The sequence below is a fragment of the Nocardia violaceofusca NBRC 14427 genome (assembly GCF_963869435.1).
Classification (GTDB): Bacteria; Actinomycetota; Actinomycetes; order Mycobacteriales; family Mycobacteriaceae; genus Nocardia; species Nocardia aobensis.
In genome coordinates, this window is sequence record NZ_CAWMPM010000046.1 from 1 (window position 1) to 25,506 (window position 25,506).

At 68.3% G+C, this 25,506-nt stretch carries 21 protein-coding genes and 1 pseudogene; 9 read left to right on the forward strand and 13 right to left on the reverse strand.

All coding sequences use genetic code 11. The annotated features are described in order from the left end of the window. The first annotated feature begins 522 nt into the window (after positions 1–522). On the forward strand, positions 523–1,155 hold the full coding sequence (locus AC5592_RS31770; protein WP_198163986.1) for an Rv0361 family membrane protein: 633 nt from the start codon (positions 523–525) through the stop codon (positions 1,153–1,155). Positions 1,156–1,360: 205 nt separating this feature from the next. Beyond that, positions 1,361–2,404 (forward strand): fused (3R)-hydroxyacyl-ACP dehydratase subunits HadA/HadB, encoded by a 1,044-nt coding sequence (locus AC5592_RS31775; protein ID WP_036506502.1) that lies wholly within the window; start codon positions 1,361–1,363, stop codon positions 2,402–2,404. A 16-nt stretch (positions 2,405–2,420) separates the two neighbouring features. On the opposite strand, the gene AC5592_RS31780 is transcribed toward AC5592_RS31775, so the two are convergent. The 3 genes from AC5592_RS31780 to fbaA all read right to left on the reverse strand — a co-directional run bounded on the left by AC5592_RS31780 (position 2,421) and on the right by fbaA (position 6,403). Continuing rightward, positions 2,421–3,908, reverse strand: a complete 1,488-nt coding sequence (locus AC5592_RS31780; RefSeq protein WP_063066309.1) for a glycoside hydrolase family 183 protein — start codon at positions 3,906–3,908, stop codon at positions 2,421–2,423. A gap of 132 nt (positions 3,909–4,040) precedes the next feature. Further along, positions 4,041–5,198: a BTAD domain-containing putative transcriptional regulator gene (locus AC5592_RS31785; protein WP_063920431.1), complete on the reverse strand. Its 1,158-nt coding sequence runs from the start codon at positions 5,196–5,198 to the stop codon at positions 4,041–4,043. 167 nt (positions 5,199–5,365) lie between these two features. Further along, entirely contained in the window at positions 5,366–6,403 is a 1,038-nt protein-coding gene (gene fbaA / locus AC5592_RS31790; RefSeq protein WP_036506510.1) for a class II fructose-bisphosphate aldolase, read from the reverse strand. Between the two features lie 309 nt (positions 6,404–6,712). Between fbaA and AC5592_RS31795 the strand changes: the two genes are divergently transcribed. Both AC5592_RS31795 and AC5592_RS31800 read left to right on the forward strand, forming a co-directional pair. Continuing rightward, positions 6,713–7,366 carry a DedA family protein gene (locus tag AC5592_RS31795; RefSeq protein WP_051025246.1) on the forward strand — a complete coding sequence of 218 codons (654 nt, stop codon included), beginning with the start codon at positions 6,713–6,715 and terminating at the stop codon, positions 7,364–7,366. Further along, a pseudogene (locus AC5592_RS31800) lies at positions 7,363–8,034 on the forward strand (DedA family protein); the annotation flags it as partial. The gene AC5592_RS31795 and the pseudogene AC5592_RS31800, both read left to right, overlap by 4 nt. Positions 8,035–8,248: 214 nt before the next feature. Here the strand turns inward: AC5592_RS31800 and AC5592_RS31805 are convergent. Continuing rightward, a complete protein-coding gene (locus AC5592_RS31805) occupies positions 8,249–9,445 on the reverse strand; it encodes a glycoside hydrolase family 76 protein (protein WP_084507496.1) in 1,197 nt (398 codons plus the stop codon). Between the two features lie 100 nt (positions 9,446–9,545). Further along, complete coding sequence (locus AC5592_RS31810) at positions 9,546–10,553, reverse strand: helix-turn-helix transcriptional regulator (RefSeq protein ID WP_063066311.1); 1,008 nt, start codon at positions 10,551–10,553, stop codon at positions 9,546–9,548. Between the two features lie 60 nt (positions 10,554–10,613). Between AC5592_RS31810 and AC5592_RS31815 the strand changes: the two genes are divergently transcribed. Continuing rightward, positions 10,614–12,842 (forward strand): ATP-binding cassette domain-containing protein, encoded by a 2,229-nt coding sequence (locus AC5592_RS31815; RefSeq protein WP_063066312.1) that lies wholly within the window; start codon positions 10,614–10,616, stop codon positions 12,840–12,842. Here the strand turns inward: AC5592_RS31815 and AC5592_RS31820 are convergent, their stop codons facing one another. Beyond that, complete coding sequence (locus tag AC5592_RS31820; RefSeq protein ID WP_051025241.1) at positions 12,843–13,547, reverse strand: TrmH family RNA methyltransferase; 705 nt, start codon at positions 13,545–13,547, stop codon at positions 12,843–12,845. Between the two features lie 107 nt (positions 13,548–13,654). On the opposite strand from AC5592_RS31820, the gene AC5592_RS31825 reads away from it, so the two are divergent. The 4 genes from AC5592_RS31825 (at position 13,655) to AC5592_RS31840 (ending at position 17,016) form a co-directional block, all read left to right on the forward strand. Continuing rightward, positions 13,655–15,058, forward strand: coding sequence for a sensor histidine kinase (locus AC5592_RS31825; protein ID WP_232329644.1), 1,404 nt, complete (start codon positions 13,655–13,657; stop codon positions 15,056–15,058). Continuing rightward, the gene (locus tag AC5592_RS31830; protein WP_232329645.1) at positions 15,055–15,738 is read left to right on the forward strand and encodes a LuxR C-terminal-related transcriptional regulator; all 684 of its coding nucleotides are present in this window, start codon (positions 15,055–15,057) and stop codon (positions 15,736–15,738) included. The genes AC5592_RS31825 and AC5592_RS31830 overlap by 4 nt, the downstream gene beginning before the upstream one ends. Positions 15,739–15,831: 93 nt before the next feature. Beyond that, positions 15,832–16,398, forward strand: a complete 567-nt coding sequence (locus AC5592_RS31835; RefSeq protein WP_198163987.1) for a Uma2 family endonuclease — start codon at positions 15,832–15,834, stop codon at positions 16,396–16,398. 171 nt (positions 16,399–16,569) lie between these two features. Further along, a complete protein-coding gene (locus AC5592_RS31840; RefSeq protein ID WP_036506520.1) occupies positions 16,570–17,016 on the forward strand; it encodes a DUF3592 domain-containing protein in 447 nt (148 codons plus the stop codon). Between the two features lie 36 nt (positions 17,017–17,052). Here the strand turns inward: AC5592_RS31840 and AC5592_RS31845 are convergent, their stop codons facing one another. The 7 genes from AC5592_RS31845 to clpB all read right to left on the reverse strand — a co-directional run bounded on the left by AC5592_RS31845 (position 17,053) and on the right by clpB (position 25,424). Then, positions 17,053–17,757, reverse strand: coding sequence for a lysoplasmalogenase family protein (locus AC5592_RS31845; RefSeq protein WP_063066314.1), 705 nt, complete (start codon positions 17,755–17,757; stop codon positions 17,053–17,055). A gap of 60 nt (positions 17,758–17,817) precedes the next feature. Continuing rightward, positions 17,818–18,876 carry a beta-ketoacyl-ACP synthase III gene (locus AC5592_RS31850; protein ID WP_036506525.1) on the reverse strand — a complete coding sequence of 353 codons (1,059 nt, stop codon included), beginning with the start codon at positions 18,874–18,876 and terminating at the stop codon, positions 17,818–17,820. A 69-nt stretch (positions 18,877–18,945) separates the two neighbouring features. After that, entirely contained in the window at positions 18,946–19,491 is a 546-nt protein-coding gene (gene pyrE, locus AC5592_RS31855) for an orotate phosphoribosyltransferase (protein ID WP_036506528.1), read from the reverse strand. A 6-nt stretch (positions 19,492–19,497) separates the two neighbouring features. Then, entirely contained in the window at positions 19,498–20,319 is an 822-nt protein-coding gene (locus tag AC5592_RS31860) for an SDR family NAD(P)-dependent oxidoreductase (protein WP_051025243.1), read from the reverse strand. Between the two features lie 69 nt (positions 20,320–20,388). Further along, positions 20,389–21,582, reverse strand: coding sequence for a TtfA family protein (locus tag AC5592_RS31865; RefSeq protein WP_063066315.1), 1,194 nt, complete (start codon positions 21,580–21,582; stop codon positions 20,389–20,391). Between the two features lie 222 nt (positions 21,583–21,804). Then, the gene (locus AC5592_RS31870; RefSeq protein ID WP_063066316.1) at positions 21,805–22,689 is read right to left on the reverse strand and encodes a DUF5666 domain-containing protein; all 885 of its coding nucleotides are present in this window, start codon (positions 22,687–22,689) and stop codon (positions 21,805–21,807) included. A 167-nt stretch (positions 22,690–22,856) separates the two neighbouring features. Next, positions 22,857–25,424, reverse strand: a complete 2,568-nt coding sequence (clpB, locus tag AC5592_RS31875; RefSeq protein WP_063066332.1) for an ATP-dependent chaperone ClpB — start codon at positions 25,422–25,424, stop codon at positions 22,857–22,859. Between the last annotated feature and the right edge of the window lie 82 nt (positions 25,425–25,506).

A 25,506-nucleotide genomic window follows, 5' to 3' on the forward strand; every position in this document is an offset into this window, starting at 1 on the left:
GCAGGCGGCGCACCGGGACAGGGTCGGACGAGCGGTTCCGGCGGACCGGGGCAAGGCCAGGCTGGCGGACCCGGTCAGGGTCAGCAGAGTCCCGCGGGCGGACCGGGAAAGCAGGGCCCGGCCGGCGGGCCGGGACAGGGCTCGGGCGGGCCGGGACAGCGAGTCGGAGCCGGTCCGAACGGCCCGGCTCAGCAGGGTCCTGCCGGTGGCCCCGGTACGCAGGGCCGTGGACAGGGCCCTCAGCGTCCCGGCGGACCGAACCCGCAGGGGGCGGGTCCGCAGGGTCCGGGGGCACCGGGCCCGAACGCCCAAGGCCCGGGCGGGCACGGACCGCAGGGGCAGGGTTCACCGGGGCCGCAGGGCCCGGGTGGGCACGGTCCAGGGGCACCCGGACAGCGTCCGGGTGGGCCGGGGATGTCCGGAGCAGCCGCAGCGCTCGGCGCGCAAGGCCTGAAAGGCCCTGCGGCGCAAGGTGGTCAAACCCCGCGCCCCGGCGGCGCGCCGTCACCTGCCGACACCAAGATGACTGCGCCGGCACTGTCCGCACAGCCGAACGGGCCGGGCGCACCGGGTGGGCCGAACCAGCCGGGCGGACCGGGACAATCGGGTACGCCGAACCAGCCGGGCGGACCGCAGTCGGTCACCGCGCGCCCGATGGCACAACCGCAGCGGGTGCCGGCGGCGGAACCGGATGCGGCGCCGGGGCAGGCCGCGCGCACTAAGCGCTGGTTGTTGCTCGCCGGCGGTGCGGTCGTGGTGGTGATCGTCGCGATCGTGGCGGTGGTCGCCCTGGCCACCGGCGGTTCCGACAATTCACCGGAGGCAAAGGTCAAGGGCGCGGTCAACAGCTACACGAACGCATTGGCGTCCGGGAACCTGAGCCAGCTCCAGTCCGCGACGTGCGGCAAACTGCACGACTTCTACCAGAACATCGCACCCGATCAGTACGCCGGCGTGCACAAGCTGGCGGTGGATCAGAAGAAGATCCCGAAGGTCGCGGGCGTGGACGGCGTCCAGATCACCGGGGACAAGGCCGTCGCTCAGGTCGACGTCTACACCGATGCCGATCCGAGCCGCTCGACCGTCCGTACCTTCGATCTGCAGCAGACCGACGGTGGCTGGAAGGTGTGCGATCCCGCCGGCGCCGCGCAGTAGCCGCGCCGGAGTCGATGATGTGCGTCACCTCGGTGTCACATCGCGCCGGTTGCCGGCGATGCACATCACAGACACCTGGTCAGCGGTCCGGTACGCCGATAGCATGGCTCGGATTGTCACGCCGCCGACCCTCCACTGATCCGTTCCGGGGTGGTCGACCGGTGCTGTCGTTTACGCAGTAAGAATCGAGCAGGGAGCAAGGGACATGCCGGAGCTGGCACCCGACGCGCCGGCATCCACGGCACTGGCCGGTCGGCACTACCGGATTCGGGACCGCTACGAGGTGGGCAGGGAGAAGGTCCGCGAATTCGCGCGAGCCGTGCAGAATCATCACCCCGCCCACCACTTCGAGGCCGACGCCGCCAAGCTCGGCTGGGATGCCGTCATGGCGCCGCCGACCTTCGCCTCGGTGCTCGGCATGGCGACCACGCAGGCCCTGCTCGACAGCGTGCTCAGCGAATACGACCTGTCGCAGATCCTGCAGACCGATCAGGTGTTCCACATCCACCGCCCGATCCTGGCCGGCGACGTCCTGCGCAGCGAGGCCGAGATCGAATCGATCCGCCATTTGCGCGGAAACGATTTCATCACCGTGAAGGCCACCGTTCTCGATGCCGAGGACACCGTCGTCCAGGTGGGTATCACCACCATCGTGGCGCGCCTGGGCGCCGAGGTCGACGCCGATATCGTTCGGCTGGTCGACGGTGTGGTCATGCATCGCCGGGAGGTCGGCGCGACCACCCCCGAGGTGCTGATCCCGATCGGCGCCGAGGAGGCCACCCCCGAACCCGCGCGCGCCGACTCGCGCAGGGCCGTGACCGTCGACACCCAGCCGAATTTCGACGATCTCGCGGTCGGCGACCGGTTACCCGCGGCGACGATGCGCCTCACCCGCGGCGATCTGGTCAACTACGCCGGTGTGGCGGGTGACCCCAACCCGATCCACTTCAGCGATCGCGCCGCCGAACTGGCCGGCCTGCCCACCGTGGTCGCGCACGGCATGCTCACCATGGGTCTGGGCGCGCACTATCTGACCTCGTGGCTCGGGGATCCGGGGGCGATCCAAAGCTACAGCGTGCGCTTCTCCGGATACGTTCCGGTGGAACGTTTTTCGCCGGCCGCGATCGAATTCTCCGCCAGGATCAAGTCTCTGGACCCGGAGCGGCGGGTCGCGACGATTCTGCTGAGCGCCACCTCCGCGGGCAAGAAGCTGTTCGGCCGCGCGCTGGCCGAGGTCCAGTTGTCCTGAACCGCGATCGCGCGCGTCAGTCCAGCCGGGCGTGCATCAGGTAGACGTTGTAGTCGCTCCACGTGCTGATGGTGAAGTAGAGATCCGACGACGTCGACCACGGATGGATGAATCCGCCGTAGAGTTCGGGATATTCGGCCGAGACGGGCACCAGCGGCGAACTCGGTGACCACACCCCCTGCGGTGCATTCGATTCCCGCACCACGACCGCGGCCTTCGCGGTGTCGAGATAGCTCATCTGCCAGACACCACGAGCGCTGTCGTAGCGCACCGACAGCTCACCGACCGGCCCGTCGACGATCGGTGTGGCGGACGCGGCGCCACCGACCGGGGTCCAGTTTCCGTCGCGCCAGTACTGATAGGCCGAGGTGTCGAGCACCTCGTCCTTGGGCACCCGGGCGAGGCCGACCGCGCCGAGCCGCGTATTCGGTGTGCCGAACAGGTAGACGTAGTCGCCCTGCGGCACCATCGCCGACACCTGGAAATTCGCGAGCCCGAAGATGTTGTCCCAGTGCGCGTGCGGATCCTTGGTCCAGGTCTGCCCGTGGTCGTCGGAGTACGCGATGCCGCCGTAGTTGGTGTAGAAGGTGCCGGGCAGGCTGTTCCAGGTCCGAATCGACATGTAGCTCATGAACTGCCGGCTGCCGTCGGCCGAATCCCGATGCGGTAGCGCGAAACCCGAGGTCGGAATGGTGGTGATCTCGATATTGTCCTGCTTGCGACTGGCGAGCACCTCGGCGGCGTGACAGCGGTCGTCGGCGACCATGCGGTCGATGATCATGCCCTTGTCCAGGTCGCGATTCGTGCTGAACGCGAGCAGATTGCTGCGCCAGTCCTCACCCATCCCGCCCGGCGGATGGAAGTCGTGACCGACGGTGTCGCCGAAGGCCGTCGCGATCTCCCCCGGCCCGCTCTCCCACATGATGCCCAGGTCGGTGCCGGCGACCTGCCAGCGCTTGTCGGTGCGGTTCACCGAATTCGCGCCGGTCTCCTTGGCTACCTCGCGGACTCGGCTCACCTTCGGCGCCGGCCGCGCGGCCACCACCGGCCCCGGTTCGGTCGGCGGCGCGGCTCGCGGCGGCGCGGGCGGTTCGGGTTCGGGTGAGGGCCCGGGCGGCAGCGCGAAATAGAACGGCTTCGGCTTCAATAGCACTTCCGGCACGCCGAGCCGGTTCAGCAGGCCGGGCGGGGGCGGCGGACCGTCGGTGAGGTCCGGGCACGGGCTGACGCACGGATCGGCCGGCAGATCCACGCTCGTGCGCTTCGGAATCGCGGGCGGCGGTGCTTGATCGACGGTCACCACCGGATACGGGACCGGCACCTCGAGCTTCTTCGGCACCACCGGCTCGTGCACGGGGACGGGATCGGTGGCACACGGCCCGGCGCCGGGAACCTTTGCCGCCGAACCGGTCCCGGGCTCGGCGACGGCAGACCCGGGTAGCCCGACCAGCAGTCCGGCGCCCAGCAACACCACTGCGACCGAAGCCGGTACGCGCACACGCATCCGCAACCCCTCGCCGACCGATGATTTCCCCTACCCGCGACCTCGCTCCGCGGACAGCACCCGCGCCGACCCTACCCGGGCGATGCCGCGCCACGGCGGTTATCGCGCACCCGCGGGTGTGTCCGGCGCGGCCTATTCGGTCTCGGCCTCGAAACTCAGCACCGTCGAACCGATCCGGATGAGTTCCCCGCCGAACAGCATGGTGCCGCTGTCGACGACCACATCGTCGACGTAGATGCCGTTGGCCGAGGCCAGATCCTTGATCAGCATCCCGGCCCGGCTGGGCAGCACGTGCGCGTGATAGCGGCTGACCTTCGGATCGTCGAGGATCAGATCGTTGTCGGTCATGCGGCCGATCTTCAAGCCGCCCTTGGCGATCGGCACCACCCGGCCGTCCGCCAGCCGCAGCCGTCCGGCGCGTGCGCTGCGCGGGGTTTCGGTGACGGTTTCGGTCATCGCCTTGGCCATCCGCTCGACCTGGGCGATGGCCATCGTGTTGAGCGGTTCCTGGCGCAGGACGCGCTTCTCCAGTTCGGCCAGCGCCGGCCCCGGATCGATGCCGAGTTCGTCGGCGAGTATCGCGCGCACCCGGCGGCAGGCCTCCAGCGCGTCGGCCTGGCGGCCGGACAGGTACAGCGCGGTGATGAGCTGGACCCACAGCGGTTCCCGCATCGGATGCTCGTTCGTCATCGCCACCAATTCGCCGACCACCGACGAGGCTCGGCCACAAGCGATTTCGGCATCTATGCGGGCGGATGCGACCAGCAGGCGTTCCTCGTCCATCGCGGTGGCGAAGGTGTCGGCGAAGCGGGTACCGGACAGATCGTCGAGGGCCTTGCCGCTCCACTGTTCCAGTGCCGCACCGTACAACCGCGACGCGCCCTCGTGGTCGCCCGCCGCGGCGGCCTCGATCGCGGCCTTGTGGGTGGCCTCGAATCGGCCCAGATCGCACTCGTCGTCGGTGATCTCGAGTCGATAGCCGGAGGATTCGGTGCGCAGCACCGCGGCCGAGTCGACTCCCGAATTACGCAGCGCCTTACGAATATTGGAGACGAACACCTGCAGGCTCGCCTGATAGGAGTCCGGCGGTTCCTCGTTCCAGACGATATCGGCCAACGCCTGCGACGAGACCGCACGCCGCCGGTTGACCGCCAGGGCGGCCAGCAGCGCCCGCGGTTTGGGTCCGCCCACCGCGACGGCGGTGCCACCGACCGAGAGTTGTACGGGACCGAGTACGCGGACGTCGAGACCGGTGGGCGAAACAGGTTGGGGGCCGGTCGGATCGCTCACCGGTCTCGTTCCTCGCGTCGACCGGATATCCGGCACAGTGCCCATCTGCTCACGGAGATGATCATCCCGTGCCGCTCCGAATGGGACAACCCGTCACCACGGCGGCCGCGAATGCCGAGGGTGCGCCGCCCGCCGGGCGGCGCACCCTCGTTCCGCTTCCGGAACTACTACTTCGCGCTGACCGACTTACCGGCCGAACGCAGGTCGTTGCAGGCTTCGATGACCCGCTCGGCCATCGAGGTCTCGGCCTTCTTCAGGTAGCTGCGCGGGTCGTAGGCCTTCTTGTTACCGACCTCACCGTCGATCTTCAGCACACCGTCGTAGTTGCTGAACATGTGCGCCGCGATCGGACGGGTGAAGGCGTACTGGGTGTCGGTGTCGACGTTCATCTTCACCACGCCGTACTTCAGCGAGTCGTCGATCTCCGACTTCAGCGAGCCCGAGCCGCCGTGGAAGACGAAGTCGAACGGCTTGGCGCCGTCGCCCAGACCGAGCTTGGCCGCGGCCACGCGCTGCCCCTCGGCCAGCACCTCGGGCTTGAGCACCACGTTGCCCGGCTTGTAGACGCCGTGCACATTGCCGAAGGTGGCGGCGAGCAGATACTTGCCGTTCTCACCGGCGCCCAGGGCGTCGATGGTCTTGGCGAAGTCCTCCGACGAGGTGTAGAGCTTCTCGTTGATCTCGGCTTCGACACCGTCCTCTTCGCCACCGACGACGCCGATCTCGACCTCGAGAATGATGTTCGCCGCGGCCGACTGCTTCAGCAGTTCCTTGGCGATCTCGAGGTTCTCGTCGATCGGGATGGCCGAGCCGTCCCACATGTGGGACTGGAACAGCGGGTTCTGCCCGGCCTTCACCCGCTCCTGCGAGATGGCCAGCAGCGGACGCACGAAACCGTCCAGCTTGTCCTTGGGGCAGTGGTCGGTGTGCAGCGCGATCGTCACGTCGTACTTGGCTGCCACCACATGAGCGAACTCCGCCAGCGCGACCGCACCGGTGACCATGTCCTTCACACCCTGGCCGGAACCGAATTCGGCCCCGCCGGTGGAGAACTGGATGATGCCGTCACTGCCGGCCTCGGCGAACCCGCGGATGGCCGCGTTGATGGTCTCCGAGGAGGTGCAGTTGATCGCGGGGAAGGCGAAGGAGTTCTCTTTGGCCCGACCGAGCATCTCGGCGTAGACCTCCGGAGTCGCGATGGGCACTGAGTGACCTCCGTATGTGTGCTGCGAACAACAATTCTGTCAGCCCATACCCTAAGTTCATGGCCCGTTGTCGCGAAAGGCGGGATGCGGTCGGGCGCGCTTGCGGCGGGCTTGCCGGGCCCGGCGCGCACCCGCGTCGACCGCCGGGAGCGGTCCGAAACTCGGTTGACCGAAATTCGCCAACGCCTGAGAGGTTCCCGTGAGGTTCGGTGAGATCGCACGGTGACCGGTACTGTGGGGCCCGTGACCACGCTGGCCATCACGAATACCCTCGCCGACGGATTCTCCGTCCACAAGTTGCTCGACCCCATGTATCTGCTGACCGATACCTGGATGTCGAATGCGGTGCTGCCGGCCATTCTGGTCATCGTCTTCATCGAGACAGGGCTGCTGTTCCCGATCCTGCCGGGCGATTCGCTGCTGTTCACCGGCGGTCTGCTCGCGGCGGTCGAACATCCGCCGGTATCGATCTGGGTGCTCGTCCCGGCCGTGGCGGTGACCGCGATCGCCGGCGACCAGTGCGCCTATTGGATCGGCCGTGCCATCGGGCCCGCGCTGTTCCACAAGGAGGACGGGCGCTTCTTCAAACAGCGCTACATCACCGAGACACACGCGTTCTTCGAGAAGTACGGCCCGAAGACCATCATCCTGGCCCGGTTCGTGCCGATCGTGCGTACCTTCATGCCGGTGCTCGCGGGCGTGTCGAAAATGGATTACCGCAAATTCCTCACCTTCGACATCATCGGTGGCATTCTGTGGGCCGGCGGCATCACGGTCCTCGGGTACTTCCTGGGGAACGTCGGGTTCATTCGCGATCACGTCGAGGCCATCTTCCTGCTGATCGTGTTCGTCTCGATCCTGCCCGCCATCATCTCCGTGGCGAAGAAGCTGCGTAACCACGAGCCGGTGCTCGAGATCGAGGAGCCCACGATGTCCGTACCGACGAACGAACCCACGCACTGACACCATTGCCTGCTACGCCGTTACCCCTTGCACTGGGCGGATTCGATCCGCTGCAGTCCGCCGGGCCGGCACTCGTCTGGACCGTCGTCCTGGTCTTCGTCTTCCTCGAGTGCGCGGTGATCATCGGCCTGTTCCTGCCCGGCGATTCGATGCTGCTGACCGCCGGCATCATCTTCGCCTCCCACGAGACGGGGCATACGCAGGTATGGGCATTGGTGGTGGCGACCATGCTGGCGGCCATCGCCGGTAACCAGGTGGGGTATGTGATCGGCACCCGCACCGGCCATCGCCTGATAGCCCGCAAGAACGGCAAGTACGTCAACGCCGAGAATCTGGCCCGGGTATCGGATCTGCTGCATCGGCACGGGTTCGCGGCCGTGCTCATCGCGCGCTGGATTCCGTGGGTGCGCACGCTGTGCCCGCTGGTCGCCGGGGCGGCCGGAATGGACCATCGCCGCTACACCGTGGCCAGTTCGATCGGTGCGGTGATCTGGGCGCCGATTCTGCTGCTGCTCGGCTACTACACCGGCGGCTACCTGAACAAGGTGTCCTGGCTGATGCCGACCGTGAGCGGCTCGTTGATCGTGGTGCTGATCATCGGCACCGTGATCGGGCTGCGGCAGTACCGGGCGGAGATGTCGCGGCCGGCCGAGGACTTCGATGTGGACCTCGAGGCTCACGAAGGCCAGCCCTTCGACGCCCAGAGCTTCGACGCTTTCGATTCGGATGCCCTGGACACGCTGCCGCTCGAGATCAGGGCCGCCGACTATCCGGACACCGTGCCGCTGCGCACCGTCCGCCCCGAGCGCACGGCCGCCGCTGGGCCCGCGCGCATCGTGTGGACCGATCCCCGGCACTGACCGGGCCCGGCCGAGGGCGACGTCAGAGTCCGGCGGCCGTTACCACCTGCGCGGCCTCCATCAACATCCAGCCCGACAGCTGTACCGACAGATCTCGTTCCGGTGTCCGCGACGAGATGACCGAACCTCCCGAGGTCGACCGTCCGGCGCCGGCGATGCCGCCCGGCAGCCGTGCCGGTTCGTTCCAGTCGTGGCCGAACAGCGGGTCGCCCTCGACCTCGAGCCGGCGGTCCCAGGCCGCGCGGGCCGACGCCTTCACGATCGCGGCCGCCGAGCGACGGACCGATCGTTGCGGCATCTCGTCCCCGGGCAGCATGATCGCCACCAGCGCGAGATACCGGGCGAGAATTCCGTTGAACAGACCGCCGTCGCCCCCGCCCCCGCCGGTGACGACATTCCGTTCGGTCATGTGGTCCTCGACCGCGCGGAGCAGTAGCTGGACCCGCTCCAGGTGACGAGCGTCTCCGGTCCGGACGGCCAGTTCGGTTTCCAATCCGAGGACCACGCCCTGGCAGTAGCTGAACGTCGGCCGTTCGATCCGGCCCGAGGGCAGGTGGATTCCGTCGAGGATCAATCCCGTTTCCGGATCGCGCAGCGTGGCATCGATCCAATCGGCGATCTGCGCGGCGCGCTCGTGATGCCCCAGACGCGCGAGGGCGATGGCGGCCGGGCCGTTGGCGGGCGCGTTGAAATAGTCGGCGCCCTTACGCCACGGCACCGCACCGATCTCCGGCTGCCACCCCGCCATGAGCTGCTGCTCCAGCGCGATCAGCCCGCCGCGCACCTCGGTGAGGCCCCTTGTGCGTTCGGCCCGCTCCAAAGCAATTGCGAGCCACGCCATATCGTCGTAGTAGTTGTTGGTCCAGCCGGTGATGTTGCGCAGCCGGAGCCCATGCGCGACGGCGGCGATGCGCGCGGTGCGGGCCGGGGTGGGCTCTCGGTTGGCGGCATCGACCGCACAGTCGATCAGATGGGCCTGCCACCAGTAGTTCCAGCTGAGAAACAGCCGCTCCCCCCGGGTGGCGGGCCAGCCGACCACGCCCAGCTCGGCCCTCGGCAGCAGCCACAACCGCCGCAGATGCCGGGACACGATCGCCGATTCGGCCGCATCGGCTCGCTGTGCCCAGATCTCGGCGCCCGGCTCGGCAGCGGAATCGACTCGTGCGCGCCCCCGCCGCAGATGCGGACGCGGTTGCACGTCGTCGCTCCGCGAGTTCATGGGTACATCGTGCCAGTCCGAGCCCCGATTTCGCGCCCGATTTGTTACCCGATCGACTCGTGTCCGCGACGTGCCGAGCCGGCCCGCCAGCCACGGCGCGTCAGCCCGGTTCCGCGGCATCGGCCGCGCGATCCAAACGTGCTGCGAGAGCGCGGGATCGGTCGCGGAACGCGGGCGGCTCCTCGAGCACGAAATCGGCGTCGAGGAAGGCGAGATTGAGGACCAGCCATTCGAACGAATCCACCCACGTGGTGATCCGGCAGCGCTGCGGTCCGTGCGACTCGATATCGCAGTCCTGGAATTTCAGGATGTCGGCGACCGCCGCGGCGGGAGCGGCGACGGTGACGACCGCGCGATGCCGGCCGGCGGTGAGCTCGCGCCGCAGATAGCCAGCGGCTGTCTCGGCCGGTAGTCGTCGCGGCTCGAAAGTCGTTCCGGTGGCGGCGATATCGGCCATGCGATCCAGGCGGAAGGTGCGCCAATCCCCGCGGTCGCGGTCCCAGGCCAGCAGATACCAGCGCAGATGCTGATACACCTGCCGATACGGTTCGACCCGGCGGCGGGCAACGGCGCCGGTGCGGGTGCGGTAGTCGAAGACGAGCTGTTCGTGGTCGGCCGCGGCCTTGGCCACGAGTGCCAGCACCGCCGCATCGACAGCGGGCGCCGCCACCGCGGCCGTCTCCACGGTCGCCCGCACCGCGTTCGCCCGGCCTCGCAACCGCTTCGGCAGCAACTGGTCGATCTTGCCGAAGGCGCGCAGGGCGGCCGCGCCGATATCCGAGGGGCGCTGTGGTTCCGGCTGGCGCTGTGGTTCCGGCTGAGGCTGTGGTTCCGACGTCGCCGCGAGCATGCCGAGGGCGACGACCGTGGCGATCGCCTCGTCGTCGTCGAAGACCAGCGGCGGGAGGATGCGGCCGGCGGTGAGCTGGTAGAAGCCGCCCGGGCCGGGCTGGGCGGTGACCGGATAGCCGTATTCGCGCAGCCGCTCGACATCGCGGCGGACCGTACGCGGACTGGTCTCCAGGCGGGCGGCCAGTTCGGCGCCGGTGTAGCGGCGGCCGGTCTGCAGATAGGCGAGCAGATCGAGCAGGCGGCGAGTGGCGCTCATGACTCCATCCTCCGCGAATTGCGGTCACAAGTTGTCCACATCTGTCCTTAGCGTCGAGATATGACTTCGATCCGCATTCGCGCAGCGCGCACCAACAACCTCAAAAGCGTGGATATCGACGTGCCGAGGGGCCGGCTGGTGGTGTTCGCCGGAGTGTCCGGCTCGGGCAAATCGTCGCTGGTTTTCGACACCATCGCGGCCGAGGCGGGGTATCAGGTGAACGAGACCTATCCGCCGTTCGTGCGCAATCGGCTGCCGCGCTGGACGCGCCCCGAGGTGGACCTGATCGCCGGGCTCTCGCCGGTGGTGGTGATCGATCAGAAGCGGCTCGGCGGCAACGCCCGTTCGACGGTCGGCACCATCACCGACGCGTACACCTATCTGCGCCTGTTGTTTTCGCGTATCGGGCAGCCGTACGTCGGGGAATCCAATCACTTCTCGTTCAACGATCCGGCCGGAATGTGCCCCGCCTGTTCCGGTCTCGGCGAAACCCTCGTTCCCGATATGGAGCAGGTGCTCGACCCGGATCTCTCGCTGGAACAGGGCGCGATCCGATTGCCTGGCTTCGCCGCCGGCCAGTACTGGTACCGCCGCTACGCCGAACTCGGGGCCTTCGATCCGACGACGCCGCTGCGCGACTGGACCCCCGCCGAACGCGAAGCACTGCTGCACGGCGGGCCGGCCGCCGCTGCCCTGCGGCCACGCGCGCCGAAGGACTACGAAGGGGTGATCGAACTGTTCGAGCGGGTGTATCTGCACACCTCCGACAACCTGTCCGAACGCAAACAGGCTGTGCTGCAACGGTTCACCCGCTCCGGCCCGTGCCCGGAATGCGACGGGCAACGGTTGAATCCGGCGGCCCGCTCGGCGCGGGTACTCGACCGCACCATCGTCGAGATGAGCCGGATGGAGATCGGTGAACTCGCCGACCTGATCACCGGGGTGCGCGCCCCCGAGATGGTGTCGGTGGTGTCCGCGCTGCACGAACGGCTCCGGGCCCTCGCGCACATCGGGCTCGGCTATCTGTCGCTGTCGCGTCCGACGACGACGCTGTCCGGCGGAGAATCGCAGCGCATCAAGACCGTTCGCCATCTCGGCAGCAGCCTCACCGAAATGCTCTACGTCTTCGACGAACCCACGGTCGGATTGCATCCGCACGACGTGCGGCCGATGACCGAACTGCTGAAATCGTTGCGGGACAAGGGCAACAGCGTCCTGGTGGTGGAACACGATCCGGATGTGATGCGAGTGGCCGACCACATCGTCGAGGTCGGTCCGGGAGCCGGAGCAGAGGGCGGACGAATCGTGTTCACCGGCGACTTCGAGCGGTTGGCGACCGCGGACACGCCCACCGGGCAGGCGTTGCGGGTCCGGCGCACCGGCCGCACGCCGCGGGTGCCGACCGGAAAGCTGCGCATCGACAACGCGACTCGCAACAATCTGCGCGACCTCTCGGTCGACATCGCGACCGGTGTGCTGACCGTCCTCACCGGCGTCGCGGGTTCGGGTAAGTCGAGTCTGGCCGCGGAACTGGTACAGCGGCATCCGGCGACAGTGGTCGACCAGCGTCCGGTGGGCACCAATCGGAGGTCCACGCCGCTCACCTACGCCGGCATCGCCGGCGCGGTGCGCACCCTGTTCGCGAAGCGCAACGGAGTGAGCGCCGCGCTGTTCAGCGCGAACTCCGAGGGCGGCTGCCCGGTGTGCGAGGGCGCCGGCGTGATCTACACCGATCTGGCGTTCATGGACGGTCAGGAAACGGTGTGCTCGGCGTGCGGCGGTCGCCGGTTCACCGATCGGGTGCTCGGTTACACCGTCGACGGCCTGAGCATCGCCGATATCGACGATCTGACCGTCGCGGAGGCCATCCGGCGACTGCCCGCGGTCGCGCGCGGGCTGCGGCATCTCGACGAGGTCGGACTCGGTTATCTGCGGCTCGGGCAGTCGCTGACCACGCTGTCCGGCGGAGAATGCCAGCGGCTGAAGATCGCCAAGGAACTCGCGCGCGGTGACCGGCACACCCTCTACGTCCTCGACGAGCCGACGACCGGCCTGCATCTGCGCGATATCGATACGCTGATCCAGCTGTTCGACCATCTGATCGACCGGGGCAACACCGTGGTCGTCATCGAACACAACCTCGACGTCGTCCGCGCGGCCGATCGGGTGATCGACCTCGGACCGGGGCCCGGCCGGCACGGCGGCCGGATCGTCTTCCAGGGAACCCCGGACGATCTGCTGCGCTGCCGCGAATCCGCGACGGCCGCGGCACTGCGTGAATCGCGATGATCACCAAGAGCGTTCGAGGTCGGCGTGCTGGGTTATCCACGCGTGCATGGCGATTCCGGCGGCGACACCCGCGTTGATACTGCGAGTCGAGCCGAACTGCGCGATCGACACCGTCATGACCGCGGCCCGTTTGGCGGTCTCGGTGACGCCCGGTCCTTCCTGACCGAACAGGAGCAGGCAATCACGCGGCAGCGCAGCCGTTTCCAGCGGCACCGATCCGGGCACGTTGTCGACGGCCACCACGGTGAGATGCTCGCGCTCGGCGAACTCCAGCAGTTCGGCGATATCGCTGTGATGCACGATGTGCTGGTACCGGTCGGTCACCATCGCACCGCGGCGATTCCAGCGGCGCCGCCCGACGATGTGGACCGCCGCGGCGGCGAAGGCGTTCGCGGTGCGTACCACCGTGCCGATATTGGCGTCGTGCCCGAAATTCTCGATCGCGATGTGGAACGGGTGACGACGGGTATCGATATCGGCGACGATCGCCTCCCGCGACCAGTACCGGTAGGCGTCGACGACGTTGCGGCGGTCGCCGTGCGCGAGCAGTTCCGGATCGAGGCGCGGATCGCCGGGCGGCTCGGTGCCGAATTCGTCGCGCCACGGGCCGACGCCGTGCGGATGTTCACCCCACTCGGTCGGGCCCGGCACATCGCCGTCCGGTGGATCGGGCAGCGGCTGGAGCGGGTGATTCACGCCGGTCATCGTAGCCGCGCCCGGTACCGTCGGATCCGATGGTGGTGCTGTCCACACCGTCGATCCGCCGGTCTGCTCCCTCGTCCCGCGGATCGTTGCCGACCAGCATGGAAGCTATGACCGAGACACTCGCCGAACCGACGCTCGTCCTCGACCGTCCGGACTCGCGCCCGACCGCCGGGTCGGTGCTGCGGGCGATCCTGCGCGCCCCGTTCGAGGCACGGACCTGGAAAGAGCTGGCCTACCTGGTCGTCGCCGCGATCCTGGGCTGCCTGGTGCTGGCCTATCTGTTCGCCGGCTACGGCGTGGGGCTCTACAGTTCGATCCTGATCATCGGCGCTCCGCTGCTGGCCGGGGTGCTGCTGGGTGGCCGGATCTGGGGACGGATCTACCGCGCGGTGGGTGCGGCGCTGCTGACCGTCGATCTGCCGGCGCCGCCGGACTTCACCGCCCGGCCCGGACTGGTGGGCTGGTTCCGCAGTGTCTTCACCGATCGCACCGCGTGGCGGGCGCTGGTCTTCCTGGTCGCCGAGGCGATTCTCGGTGTGTTCGTCGGATATGTGGTGCTGACCGTGATCGCGGTGACGGTCTTCACCGCGATCTCCCCCATCCCGTGGGCCGTCTTTCACCCGGTCAATGTGGATCCGCAAGGGCGCGAACATCATTCGCTCGCGCAATTCGGCGACTACTACGTCGACACCTGGCCGCGGGTGCTCGGTCTGGCGGCGCTGGGGATCATCGGCTGCCTCCTCCTGCCCTGGCTGGTGCGCGCGGTGTGCTGGGCGCATCGCGGACTGATGCTGTCGCTGCTGACACCGACCGCCCGCGATCGGCGGATGGTCGAACTGCAGGAGAGCCGGCGCGTCGCGGTCGAGGATTCCGCGGCGACGCTGCGCCGGCTGGAACGCGATCTGCACGACGGCACCCAGGCGCGGCTGGTGAGCATCGCGATGACGCTGGGACGCGCCGAGGAACGGCTCGCCGCCGGCGCCGATCCGGCCGCGCTCATCGCCGATGCCCGCGCGAGCTCGAAGGATGCCATCGCCGAGCTGCGGGAACTGGTCCGCGGCATCCATCCCCCGGCACTCGAACTGGGGCTGGAACCGGCGCTGGAGACGCTGACCGCGCGGTGCGCGATACCGGTCGAACTGCGTGTCCACCTGCCGCAGCGACCCAGTCCGGCAATCGAGGCGATCGCGTACTTCTCGGTCGCGGAACTGCTCACCAATGTGGTGAAACATTCGGGGGCGAGCGCGGCGTGGGTGTCCGTCGCGCCGTCGGGTGCGGCCACGATGATGGTGAGTGTGCGCGACAACGGACACGGTGGGGTACGGCAGCCCGGTCCGGTCGCCCGGGAATCCGAGGCCGATGCCGATGCGCCGACCGAGCGGCTGGTCGGCGGCGGCCTGGCCGGCCTCGCCGCGCGGGCGCGGGCCGTCGACGGCAATCTGAGCGTCGACAGCCCGGTCGGTGGACCCACGAACATCACCGTCACCCTGCCGATCGCGGGGCCGCAATGAGTACGGCCGAGGCCGCGAGTGGACGCAACGCCGAGGCGCTGCGCATCGTGATCGCCGAGGACAGCGCGATCCTGCGGGACGGTCTGGCCGGGTTGCTCACCGATCGCGGGCACGAGATCGTGGCCATGGTCGGCGATGCGATGCGGCTGAGCGAGCTCGTGGCCGAGACCCGCCCCGACGTCGCCGTGGTCGACGTGCGGATGCCGCCCTCGTTCACCGACGAAGGTCTGCTCGCCGCCATCGAACTGCGCCGCAAATTCCCCGGCACCGGTGTCCTCGTCTTCTCGCAATGGGTCGAAACCCGTTACGCCACCGAACTTCTCGCCGGCGGTGCGGGCGGTGTCGGCTACCTCCTCAAGGACCGGGTGGCCGACGTCCGCGAATTCGTCGACGCCCTGCAGCGCGTCGCCACCGGCGGCACCGCCCTCGACCCCGAGGTGGTGAGCCAGCTGTTCGGCGCTGCCCGGCAACAGGATTCGCTCGCCCGCCTCACGCCTCGTGAACGCGAAGTCCTGGAACTGATGGCCCAGGGCCTCACCAACGCCTCCATCGCCACCACCCTCACCGTGACCGAACGCGCGGTGGAAAAACACATCGGCAACATCTTCCTGAAGTTGGATCTGCCCCCGTCGGACACCCACCACCGCCGGGTGATGGCCGTGCTGCGTCTGCGGGGATAGCGCGGCGACAGCGGCTCGCCGCTGGACTGCCTGGGGTTGTCGGTCACCTGTGGAACACTGAGTGGACCAGGGCATACGAGAGGAGGTGAGCACGTGGTTACGCATTGGCCCGATCGTCTACTGACGATGGCGGACTGGGAGGCGCTACCGGAGGACAACAGCCGTAGCTACGAGCTCGTGGAGGGGGTACTCATCGTGTCACCGAGGCCGGTGTCGAAGCACCAACGAGCGATGTGGCGCCTTGCGGCACAACTGGAGCCACAACTGCCGCCGACGCTCGGTGTCCTGACCGGGACCGAGGTTGTCATCGACCCGGTAGCTCCCCCGACTGTCCGAGTTCCCGATCTCATCGTCGTCCCCGACGCTGGAATCGAGACCAACCCGCGTTGGAATGCGGACGAGGTCTTGCTGGCGGTAGAGATTCTCTCCCCCGGGTCGCGGCGCACCGACCGGGTCGCCAAGTTCGCCGAATACGCCGAGGCCGGGATCGAACACTATTGGCTCGTCGACCTCGACGCCCCGACAACACTGACCGGATATCGATTGCTCGGCGACTACTACGAATTGATTGCCGACAATCAATCGACAGTTCGGATCGATTTGTCCGGCACTCCCGTCACAATCGATCTGACCGCGCTGACCGGATCACGGTCCGAATAGCCGGTCCCCGGCGGTGAAGGGCCCGGCTGCGGCCGGCGAAGTCGGGCGATCGGCGGGTGACCACCGTCTCGGCCGGTTGGCCGAAACGTGTCTGTCCGTTATGTGCTATCCGGGCCGGGTGGGAGGGGTGGGGCTTATTCTTGAGGTATCCGCGGGGTGGTGGAGGCGGTTATGGACCACGTACGCATTCTTCGGACCGTGCTCGGGGTGACGGTCGGGTATGTGATTGTGCTCGGGCTGTGGCTGGGGTGGGTGCATCAGCACACGCCGCCGGGGACCGAGCCGTATCAGATCATGGCGTTGGTGGGCGCGTTCGGATCGTGTGTGGGAATCGGAATGCTGCTGGCGCAGCGGCCGACGCGATCGGATCGGCGGTTGTTGCGGCACGGACTGGAGGGGTGGGCGACCATCGAGCGGGTGCATCCGCTGCAGTACACCGATCACCACACGGAACTGACCGAACTCGATCTGGAGCTGACGGTTCCGGGGTCGGAGACCTATCGGGGCACGGTCGTTTTCGATGTCGCGCCGATCGACCGGCCGAGAATGCATGTGGGCGAGACGATTTCGATTCGGGTGGATCCGGCCGACCGCGATCGGATCATGCTCTGCCTGTGAGCCGACCGCCCGCGTGGCGTGCAATGGCGGTGTGGCTCAGTCGAAGTCGGCCGGCGCGGTCAGCAGATACTGGGCGCCGGCATAGGTCGCGAGGATGACCGCTTCGCTCGCTCGGCGGGAGCGGGACGTGCGCGCGAACAGGCGGCGCAGCACGATCAGGCCGTCGGAGAGCGTGAACAACAAGGCGCCCAGAGCGAGGCGGCTGCGCGGATCACTTCCCGGAACCACGGTTCCGGCAACGACTTTCGCACCGGGAGCCAGTGCCGGGTCGGAGGCGAGGGTCGCCGCCGTGCCCAGCGTCGCACCGTAGGCGGTCAGCGGCGCGGCAATACGAGGCGCACGCGCCCGCAACAGAGTGGCCGCGCCGAGCCAGGCGAACACCCGCGGCACCGCGACCGTCGGATGCGGCCGCGCACCGCGTCGCCACCAGAGCGCCGAATATCCGCACTGCATGACCGCGAAGGCGGATGCGCCGGCGACCAGACGGCGGTCGTCGTCGGGATCGATCAGGAGTATGTCGCCGACGGTGGCCGCCGCCAGAGACCCGAGCAGCAGCGCCCGGTCGGAGTCCGCACCGGCGCTCGTCCCGCTCGCGGCGCGCCCCGAGTGCACCGCATCGGCCGCCAGCAGGGGCATGAGCAGCGGTTTCGTCGCCCACTGCCACCGATCCCGCCCGGTAGCCGCACCGAGCACGGTGATCACAGCGGCACCGACGTAGGCCGCACGGAACGGTCGCGCCATTCGGAATCCATCCTTCTCACTCGTCCGCGACGACTGGAGACCGGGTCGCGACCGGCCTGCTCAGAAGCTGGGTTCGATCGGCTTGGGCGGGAGGGTGACCACCTGCCCGGCGTAGCTGAGCCCGGCGCCGAAGCCGAGCAGCAGGGCCAGCTGCCCACCCTTGGCCTTACCGGTCACCAGCATCTCCTCCATGGCAAGGGGGATCGACGCGGCGGAGGTGTTGCCGGTGTTCTCGATGTCGTTGGCCATCGGGATGTCGTCGGCGAGGCCGAGGTTCTTCTTCATCAGCTCGTTGATGCGGGCATTGGCCTGATGCGGCACGAAGACCTCGATATCCTCCTTGGCCACGCCCGACACCTCCAGCGCGGTCGACAGGGCGCGCGGCAGGGTGACCGCGGCCCAACGGAACACCCGCGGCCCCTCCATCCGCAGCGCCATCCGGCCTACCGGTTCCACCTCGGGGTCGGTGCCCTGCAGTCGCTCGGCCCGGTCCATGTAGTCGAAGAAGTTGACGTCCTGGGAGATCGCCTCGGCACTCTCCCCGTCGCTGCCCCACACCGTCGGGGAGATGCCGTTCACGTCGCTGGGGCCGACCACGACGGCGCCTGCACCGTCGCCGAAGATCATGGCGGTGCCGCGGTCGGTCGGGTCGAGGCCGACCGTCATCGTTTCCGCGCCGATGACCAGCACGTATTCGGCGGAACCGGCCCGGATCAGGTCGGCCGCCACACCGAGGGCGTAGCCGAAGCCGCCGCAACCGGAGGTGAGGTCGAAGGCCGGGATGCCGTTCATCCCCAGATCGAAGGCCACCGAAGGTGCGCCGTGCGGGGTGAGCTTGAGCCAGCTGGAGGTGGCGAGGATCAGCGCACTGATCTTGGTGCGGTCGATACCGCTGTTGGTGATCGCCCGCTCACCGGCGGCCGCCGACATGGAGCGCAGAGTCTCGTCACCGCTGATCCAGCGACGATTGCGAATGCCGGTCCGCTCGAAGATCCACTCCGGGGTGGAATCGAGAACCTCGCAGACGTCGGCGTTGCTGACGATACGTTTCGGCCGGTATGCCCCGATGCCGAGCATCGCAACGTTCTTGCGACCCTCGTTCACTGCAATGCTCACCACAGGAGACTCACTCGACCCTTCACACTGTCCGACATAAGACCAGCGTCCAGGCTAACCCAGGCCCGAATGTCACCCCAGAGCCAGATCCTTCAGGCCCAGAATGGAGCGGTACTCCAGTCCCTCCGCGGCAATCACCTGGTCGGCGCCGGTCTCGCGATCGACCACGGTGGCGACGCCGACCACGGTCGCACCGGCCTCGCGCAGCGCCCGGACCGCGGTCAGCGGCGAATTGCCGGTGGTCGTGGTGTCCTCGACGACCAGCACCCGCTTACCGGAGATCTCCGGCCCCTCGATCTGCCGCTGCATGCCGTGCGTCTTGGCGGCCTTGCGCACCACGAACGCGTTCAGCGGGCGGCCGGGGGCGTGCAGCATCGCCAGCGCCACCGGATCCGCGCCCATGGTGAGACCGCCGACGGCGTCGAATTCCCAGTCCGACACCAACTCTCGCAGCAGGGTGCCGATCAGCGGCGCCGCCTGATGATGCAGGGTCGCCCGGCGCAGATCGACGTAGTAGTCGGCCTCCTTACCGGAGGACAGGGTCACCCGGCCGTACACGACGGCGAGCTCCCGGACCAGCTCGGCCAATCTGTCGCGGTCGGTGGTGGATTCGATCATGTGGGTTTATGTCCTTCCCCGTGCGTTGAACATGCCTCGGTTGAGCCGGGTGACCAGATTCCGCGGGATCAGCCCGGCGACGGTGGTGAGCGCCTTGTACTGCACCCCGGGCACGCTGATCACCCGGTCCTTCTCCAGATCCTGCAGCGAACCGGACACCACCTGCTCGACGTCGAGCCACAGGGGTTTCGGTAGCGACGACATCTCGATTCCGGCGCGCTCGTGAAATTCCGTGTGCACGAATCCCGGGCACAGCGCCTGCACCCGGACCCCGGTCCCGGCCAGTCCGCCGGCCAGACCCTCGGTCAAGGATATGACGTAGGCCTTGGAGGCCGAATAGGTCGAGCCGCGGCCCGGTACCAGCCCGGCCACACTGGCGACGTTGACCACCGAACCCTTGGCGGCGGCGATCATCGGCGGCAGTGCGGCACGCGTCAATTGCAGCACCGCGGTGACATTGACATCCAGTTGGGCCTGCAATTCCCGCGGTTCCACGGTCCAGAACTCACCCGAGATACCGAAGCCGGCATTGTTGACCAGGAAGTCCACGCCCGCACCGAGCCGGTCGGCCACGGTCTCGCGGTCCTGCGACCGGGCCAGATCCGCGGCCAGGATCTCGCTGCGGGTATCGAAGCGGTGCTGCAATTCCGCGGCGAGGGCCGTGAGGCGTTGCTCGTCGCGCGCCACCAGCACCAGGTCGTAGCCGAGGGAGGCCAGCCGGGTGGCGTAGCCCTGGCCGATACCGGAGGTCGGTCCGGTCACCAGGGCGACCGGCCGGGTGGCGCCGGGGAGGCGGGCGGCCCCCGAGTCTGCGGGGCTATCGGTCATGGGTCGTCAACCACCTAGTGTCGGGCGGATAATCCCGGCGCCCGGACACCGGTTCGCGAACCGGACCGGTCACCGCGGTGCGGGGCCCTGATAGGGACGGAACCCCGGATGGAACGGTCCGCCCGGACGCTGCGGCAGCTCGTCCTCGGCGTGCGGTTCGTCGAAATCCTCTGCGGCCGAATCGGTTTCCTCGCCCTCGAGGAATTCCTCGGCGGGCGGCCAGTTGCGCCGGACCCGGTTGCGGGGATCCGGCACGACCGCGAGCGCCGGGCGGCGCGGCGGCTGCTGCTCGGCCTCGCCCGCGGGATCGCCGACCGGTGGGGCGATCACGCCGCCCTCGCGGTCCACCGCATCGGATGCCGGACGCTCGCCGGAGTCGCGCGTGTCGCCGGGCCGGGGAGCGGCCGGTGCGTCGGTGCCGCCACGCCGGGTGTCCGCGCGGTCGATGCCGTCCACGTCGTCGTCGAAGCGCTCGAACCGGTCACCGCGGCGATCGTCGTAGTCGTCGAAGTCGTCGCCGCGCGGGACGATCGCCTCGTCGCGGTAGCCGTCGCCGTAACCCCGATCGGCTTCGCCCGGTTCGTCGGCGGCGTTCGGACGCGGACGACCGGGATCGTGCTGATCGGATTCCAGGCGGCCGCGGTCGCCACCGGCCACCGGCGGCAGCACATGCAGCAGACCCGAGAGCCGCAGCACGGAGTCGATCGCGGCTTCCCAATCCTTGGCCACGGTGCCGACCGGCAGCATGCCCAGCGTCCAGTTGCCCTCACTCCACAACTGCTGCACGGTCGACGGCAGCGTTTCGATGAAGTGGACCATCCGCTGGTCGACGGCGTGGCGAGCGACGTCCGGATTGGTCGCGAAGACCACGCGGTCGCCGATCGCGCCGAGCAGTTCGAGGTCGGCGTCCTTGGGCGGGGAGGCGGTTTTGAGACGCAGGTCGATATCGATGTCCGAGCCGATCTGGCGGCGCACGGCGACCAGCGTCGCGGCATCCTCCAGATCGAACAGAACGAACTTCTCGCCCTTGCGATTACCGGAAACCACATCGATCGCGGACAGATACCCCAGTTTGGCCATCGCGCCCCGCCGCCATGTCGATGCCAGCGAAGGTTCGACCGAAACGTAGGTGTATCCCTGGGATTTGGCCCAGACCTGCCGTACGTGTCCGGTCCGCTGCCGCTGCACGCGATCGAAATACAGCAATACGATCGCACCCACCAGTGCGATCGCCGCGAGGCCGAACCAGATTGCTGCTGTCATCGCCCCAGAGTCTAGTGGGTACACACTCGATTGCTCGCCCCGCACAAGCTGTGTTATCGGCGCCGCGTCGAACAGTGGCGTACTTCTACGAGCCGTTCGCCTTGGTGGGTGTCGGACCGCCTCGATTTCGGAGCGACGGAGCGAGGGAGCGCAGCGACTGAGCAGAGGAGTGAAATCGAGGCATAGGGGGCCGAGACCCCGCCGGAGCGAAGCGGAGGCAAATCAACGCGGCAGTTGGGTGCTGATGATGATCTTCGCCTTGATGGACCCGTCGGGGTTCTTGTCCCCCTGCACGACCACCATGTCGCCCTGTTTCAGATCGGACACCTTCCCGGTGCCCATCGAGATGACCTGGGTATCCGCATCGGTGTGCACGGTGACCGAGTTTCCCAGCAGCGACTGCAGCATGATGGTCGTCCCGTCGTTGCTGTTCACGGTGCCCATGGTCGCGCCGAGGCCGTCGATATCGCCGAGGCCCGGGAGCTGCGGGAGGCTGGGTTTCGCGCCGCCGGACGGGTTGGGCGGCACCACGGGGACGCGCGTCGGCGCGGGCCGGCCGGTGGCGGCCGCATCGGAGGACGAGGAGTCGTTGCCGGCGAGCAGCAGTCCGGCGGCGATCCCGCCCAGGACCACCAGGACGAAGACGGCCGCGGTCAGCGCGATCCACAGGCCGGTGCGGCTGCGGCGCGGCGGTTCGACGGGCAGCCCGGTCGGCCCGACCGCTCCCTGCGGGGCGGTGGTGCCGGGACCGCCGGAACCGTAAGGGGGGTATTCACCGGGTTCGCTGTACCCGGATTCGTACGCGCCCCATTGGCCGTCGTAGGGCGGAAGTTCGCGCGTCGCGTTCGGGCCGGGTGATTGTTCGAAGTACTGGCCCTGATATTCCGGGTGGGACGGGAATTCGTAGGGCGCGGTGTGTTCGTAGGGCCCGGGATGTCCGTAGGGGCGAGTGCTCTCGTACGGCTCGGGGCTCTGACCGTACGCTTCCGAGTATTCCGTCGTGTGTGACGCGCCGTCGTCCGGATGCCGGCCCGATGCGCCGAGCTTCTCGGTCGGCGTATCGGGTGAATCCGGACGCTGCGCCCACGGGTCGCTCGGATTCGTCATGCAAACCAGGGTAGGTGCAGATCGGCGTTGCTTCAGCGAAGTGCGCCAACCGGTGGATGGGGGCGGGTGGAATCGGGGGGATACGCCGAGGGCGCGGTGTGCGATCCACTCACACACCGCGCCCCGGCATCGAGCCCCCGAATCGAGCCCAGCATCGAGCCCGGTCGTCACCGTCCGACGATCAGCCCGTCGCCGTCGGGTGCGACGTTGACCTTCACCAGATCGCCGTCGGTGACCTCACCGGCCAGCAATTCCTTGGCCAACGAATCGCCGATGGCCTGCTGGATCAGCCGGCGCAGCGGCCGGGCACCGTAGACCGGGTCGTAACCGCGCACGGCCAGCCAGAACCGCGCCGAATCGCTCACGTCCAGCTTCAGCCGCCGCTGCGCGAGCCGCTTCTGCAGCTGCGCCAGCTGGATGTCGACGATGTTCTCGAGCTGTTCCTCGTCGAGCGCGGAGAACATCACGACGTCGTCGAGGCGGTTGAGGAATTCCGGCTTGAACGCCGAGCGCACGGCGTTCATGACGAACTCCTTGTCGCCACCGGCGCCCAGGTTGGAGGTGAGGATGAGGATGGTGTTGCGGAAGTCCACCGTGCGGCCCTGACCGTCGGTGAGCCGCCCCTCGTCCAATACCTGCAGCAGGATGTCGAAGACGTCGGGGTGCGCCTTTTCGATCTCGTCGAACAGCACCACCGTGTACGGCCGTCGCCGGACCGCCTCGGTGAGCTGGCCGCCCTGGTCGTAGCCGACGTATCCGGGCGGGGCGCCGACGAGGCGAGCCACCGAGTGCTTCTCGGAGTATTCGCTCATATCGATGCGGGTCATCGCCCGTTCGTCGTCGAACAGGAAGTCGGCCAGCGCCTTGGCCAGCTCGGTTTTACCGACACCGGTCGGTCCGATGAACATGAACGAACCCGTCGGCCGGTTCGGGTCGGCGACCCCGGCCCGGGCGCGGCGCACCGCATCGGAGACGGCGGTGACGGCCTCGGCCTGTCCGACGACCCGATGTCCGAGTTCCTCCTCCATCCGCAGCAGCTTCTGGGTTTCGCCCTCGAGCATGCGGCCGACCGGGATGCCGGTCCACGAGGAGACCACTTCGGCGATGTCGTCCGGTCCGACCTCCTCCTTGAGCATCACCTCGTCCTCGAGGCTGCCGCTGCCCGCCGTGCCGGCCTTCTTCTCGGCTTCGGCGAGCTGCTTCTCGAGCTGCGGGATGCGGCCGTAGCGCAGTTCGGCGGCCTTGCCCAGATCGCCGTCGCGTTCGGCGCGCTCGGATTCACCGCGCAGCGCCTCCAGCTGCTCCTTGATCGTGCGGACCGAGTCGATGGCCTGCTTCTCGTTCTGCCAGCGCGCCATCAGCTGGTTCAGCTTCTCGCGGTCGTCGGCCAGCTCCTGGCGCAACTTGTCGAGTCGCTGCTTGGACGCCTCGTCGGTCTCCTTGGCGAGGGCGACCTCCTCGATCTCGAGGCGGCGCACCGCCCGTTCGACCTCGTCGATCTCGACGGGCCGCGAGTCGATCTCCATGCGCAGCCGGGAGGCGGACTCGTCGACCAGGTCGATGGCCTTGTCGGGCAGGAAGCGCGAGGTGATGTAACGATCGCTGAGGGTCGCGGCGGCCACCAGCGCGGAGTCGGTGATCCGCACACCGTGGTGCACCTCGTAGCGTTCCTTGAGTCCGCGCAGGATGCCGATGGTGTCCTCCACCGACGGCTCGCCGACCAGCACCTGCTGGAACCGCCGCTCCAGGGCGGCGTCCTTCTCGATGTGCTGACGATATTCGTCGAGCGTGGTCGCACCGACCAGGCGCAGTTCACCGCGCGCCAGCATGGGCTTGATCATGTTGCCGGCGTCCATGGCCGATTCGCCGGTCGCGCCGGCGCCGACGATGGTGTGCAGTTCGTCGATGAACGTAATGATCTGTCCGGCACTGGATTTGATCTCCTCCAGCACCGCCTTGAGCCGTTCTTCGAACTCACCGCGATACTTCGCGCCGGCCACCATCGCGCCCAGGTCGAGCGAGACCAGTGTCTTCCCACGCAGCGACTCCGGGACGTCACCGGCGATGATGCGCTGGGCCAGTCCCTCGACGATGGCGGTCTTACCGACACCGGGTTCGCCGATGAGCACCGGGTTGTTCTTGGTGCGCCGGCTCAGCACCTGCACCACGCGCCGGATCTCGGTGTCGCGGCCGATGACCGGATCGAGTTTGCCTTCGCGGGCGGCGGCGGTCAGATCGGTGGAGTACTTCTCCAGCGCCTGATAGGTGCCCTCGGGGTCCGCACTGGTCACGCGGGTGTTGCCGCGGACCGCGGTGAACGCCTCGCGCAGCGCGTCGGCGGTGGCGCCGTACTTCAGCAGCAGCTGCGCGACGTCGGAATCGCCCTCGGCCAGCCCCACCACGACGTGCTCGGTGGAGACGTACTCGTCACCGAGTTCGGTGGCGAGGCGCTGACCCGCGGTGAGCGCGGCGAGCGCCTCCCGGCCGAGCTGCGGCTGGGTGGTGGCGCCGGTCGCGCGGGGCAGCCGGTCGACGATGTCCTGCGCCTCGCGCCGCACCGCTGCCGGGTCGACGGCGACAGCCTTCAGCAGGGGGGCGGCGATGCCGTCGGTTTGATCCAGCAGCGCCACCAGCAAGTGAGCCGGACGAATCTCCGGATTTCCGGCGGCCGAGGCCGCCTGCAGGGCCGCCGTCAGGGCAGCCTGAGTCTTGGTGGTGGGGTTGAACGAGTCCACGATCACCTTCCTACGGTCGTCTCGCGTGGTTGTCGGTCAGGTCCGCGCGGGCCGCACGAACTCTTCTGGACAGTTCAACGCG

Bases quoted from the DNA above. Each gene is read 5' to 3' on its own strand.
- AC5592_RS31770 (WP_198163986.1), top strand. From the start codon at position 523: ATGACTGCGCCGGCACTGTCCGCACAGCCGAACGGGCCGGGCGCACCG.
- AC5592_RS31775 (WP_036506502.1), top strand. From the start codon at position 1,361: ATGCCGGAGCTGGCACCCGACGCGCCGGCATCCACGGCACTGGCCGGT.
- AC5592_RS31780 (WP_063066309.1), bottom strand. From the start codon at position 3,908: ATGCGTGTGCGCGTACCGGCTTCGGTCGCAGTGGTGTTGCTGGGCGCC.
- AC5592_RS31795 (WP_051025246.1), top strand. From the start codon at position 6,713: ATGTATCTGCTGACCGATACCTGGATGTCGAATGCGGTGCTGCCGGCC.
- AC5592_RS31805 (WP_084507496.1), bottom strand. From the start codon at position 9,445: ATGAACTCGCGGAGCGACGACGTGCAACCGCGTCCGCATCTGCGGCGG.
- AC5592_RS31810 (WP_063066311.1), bottom strand. From the start codon at position 10,553: ATGAGCGCCACTCGCCGCCTGCTCGATCTGCTCGCCTATCTGCAGACC.
- AC5592_RS31815 (WP_063066312.1), top strand. From the start codon at position 10,614: ATGACTTCGATCCGCATTCGCGCAGCGCGCACCAACAACCTCAAAAGC.
- AC5592_RS31820 (WP_051025241.1), bottom strand. From the start codon at position 13,547: ATGACCGGCGTGAATCACCCGCTCCAGCCGCTGCCCGATCCACCGGAC.
- AC5592_RS31825 (WP_232329644.1), top strand. From the start codon at position 13,655: ATGACCGAGACACTCGCCGAACCGACGCTCGTCCTCGACCGTCCGGAC.
- AC5592_RS31830 (WP_232329645.1), top strand. From the start codon at position 15,055: ATGAGTACGGCCGAGGCCGCGAGTGGACGCAACGCCGAGGCGCTGCGC.
- AC5592_RS31840 (WP_036506520.1), top strand. From the start codon at position 16,570: ATGGACCACGTACGCATTCTTCGGACCGTGCTCGGGGTGACGGTCGGG.
- AC5592_RS31845 (WP_063066314.1), bottom strand. From the start codon at position 17,757: ATGGCGCGACCGTTCCGTGCGGCCTACGTCGGTGCCGCTGTGATCACC.
- pyrE (WP_036506528.1), bottom strand. From the start codon at position 19,491: ATGATCGAATCCACCACCGACCGCGACAGATTGGCCGAGCTGGTCCGG.
- AC5592_RS31860 (WP_051025243.1), bottom strand. From the start codon at position 20,319: ATGACCGATAGCCCCGCAGACTCGGGGGCCGCCCGCCTCCCCGGCGCC.
- AC5592_RS31865 (WP_063066315.1), bottom strand. From the start codon at position 21,582: ATGACAGCAGCAATCTGGTTCGGCCTCGCGGCGATCGCACTGGTGGGT.
- AC5592_RS31870 (WP_063066316.1), bottom strand. From the start codon at position 22,689: ATGACGAATCCGAGCGACCCGTGGGCGCAGCGTCCGGATTCACCCGAT.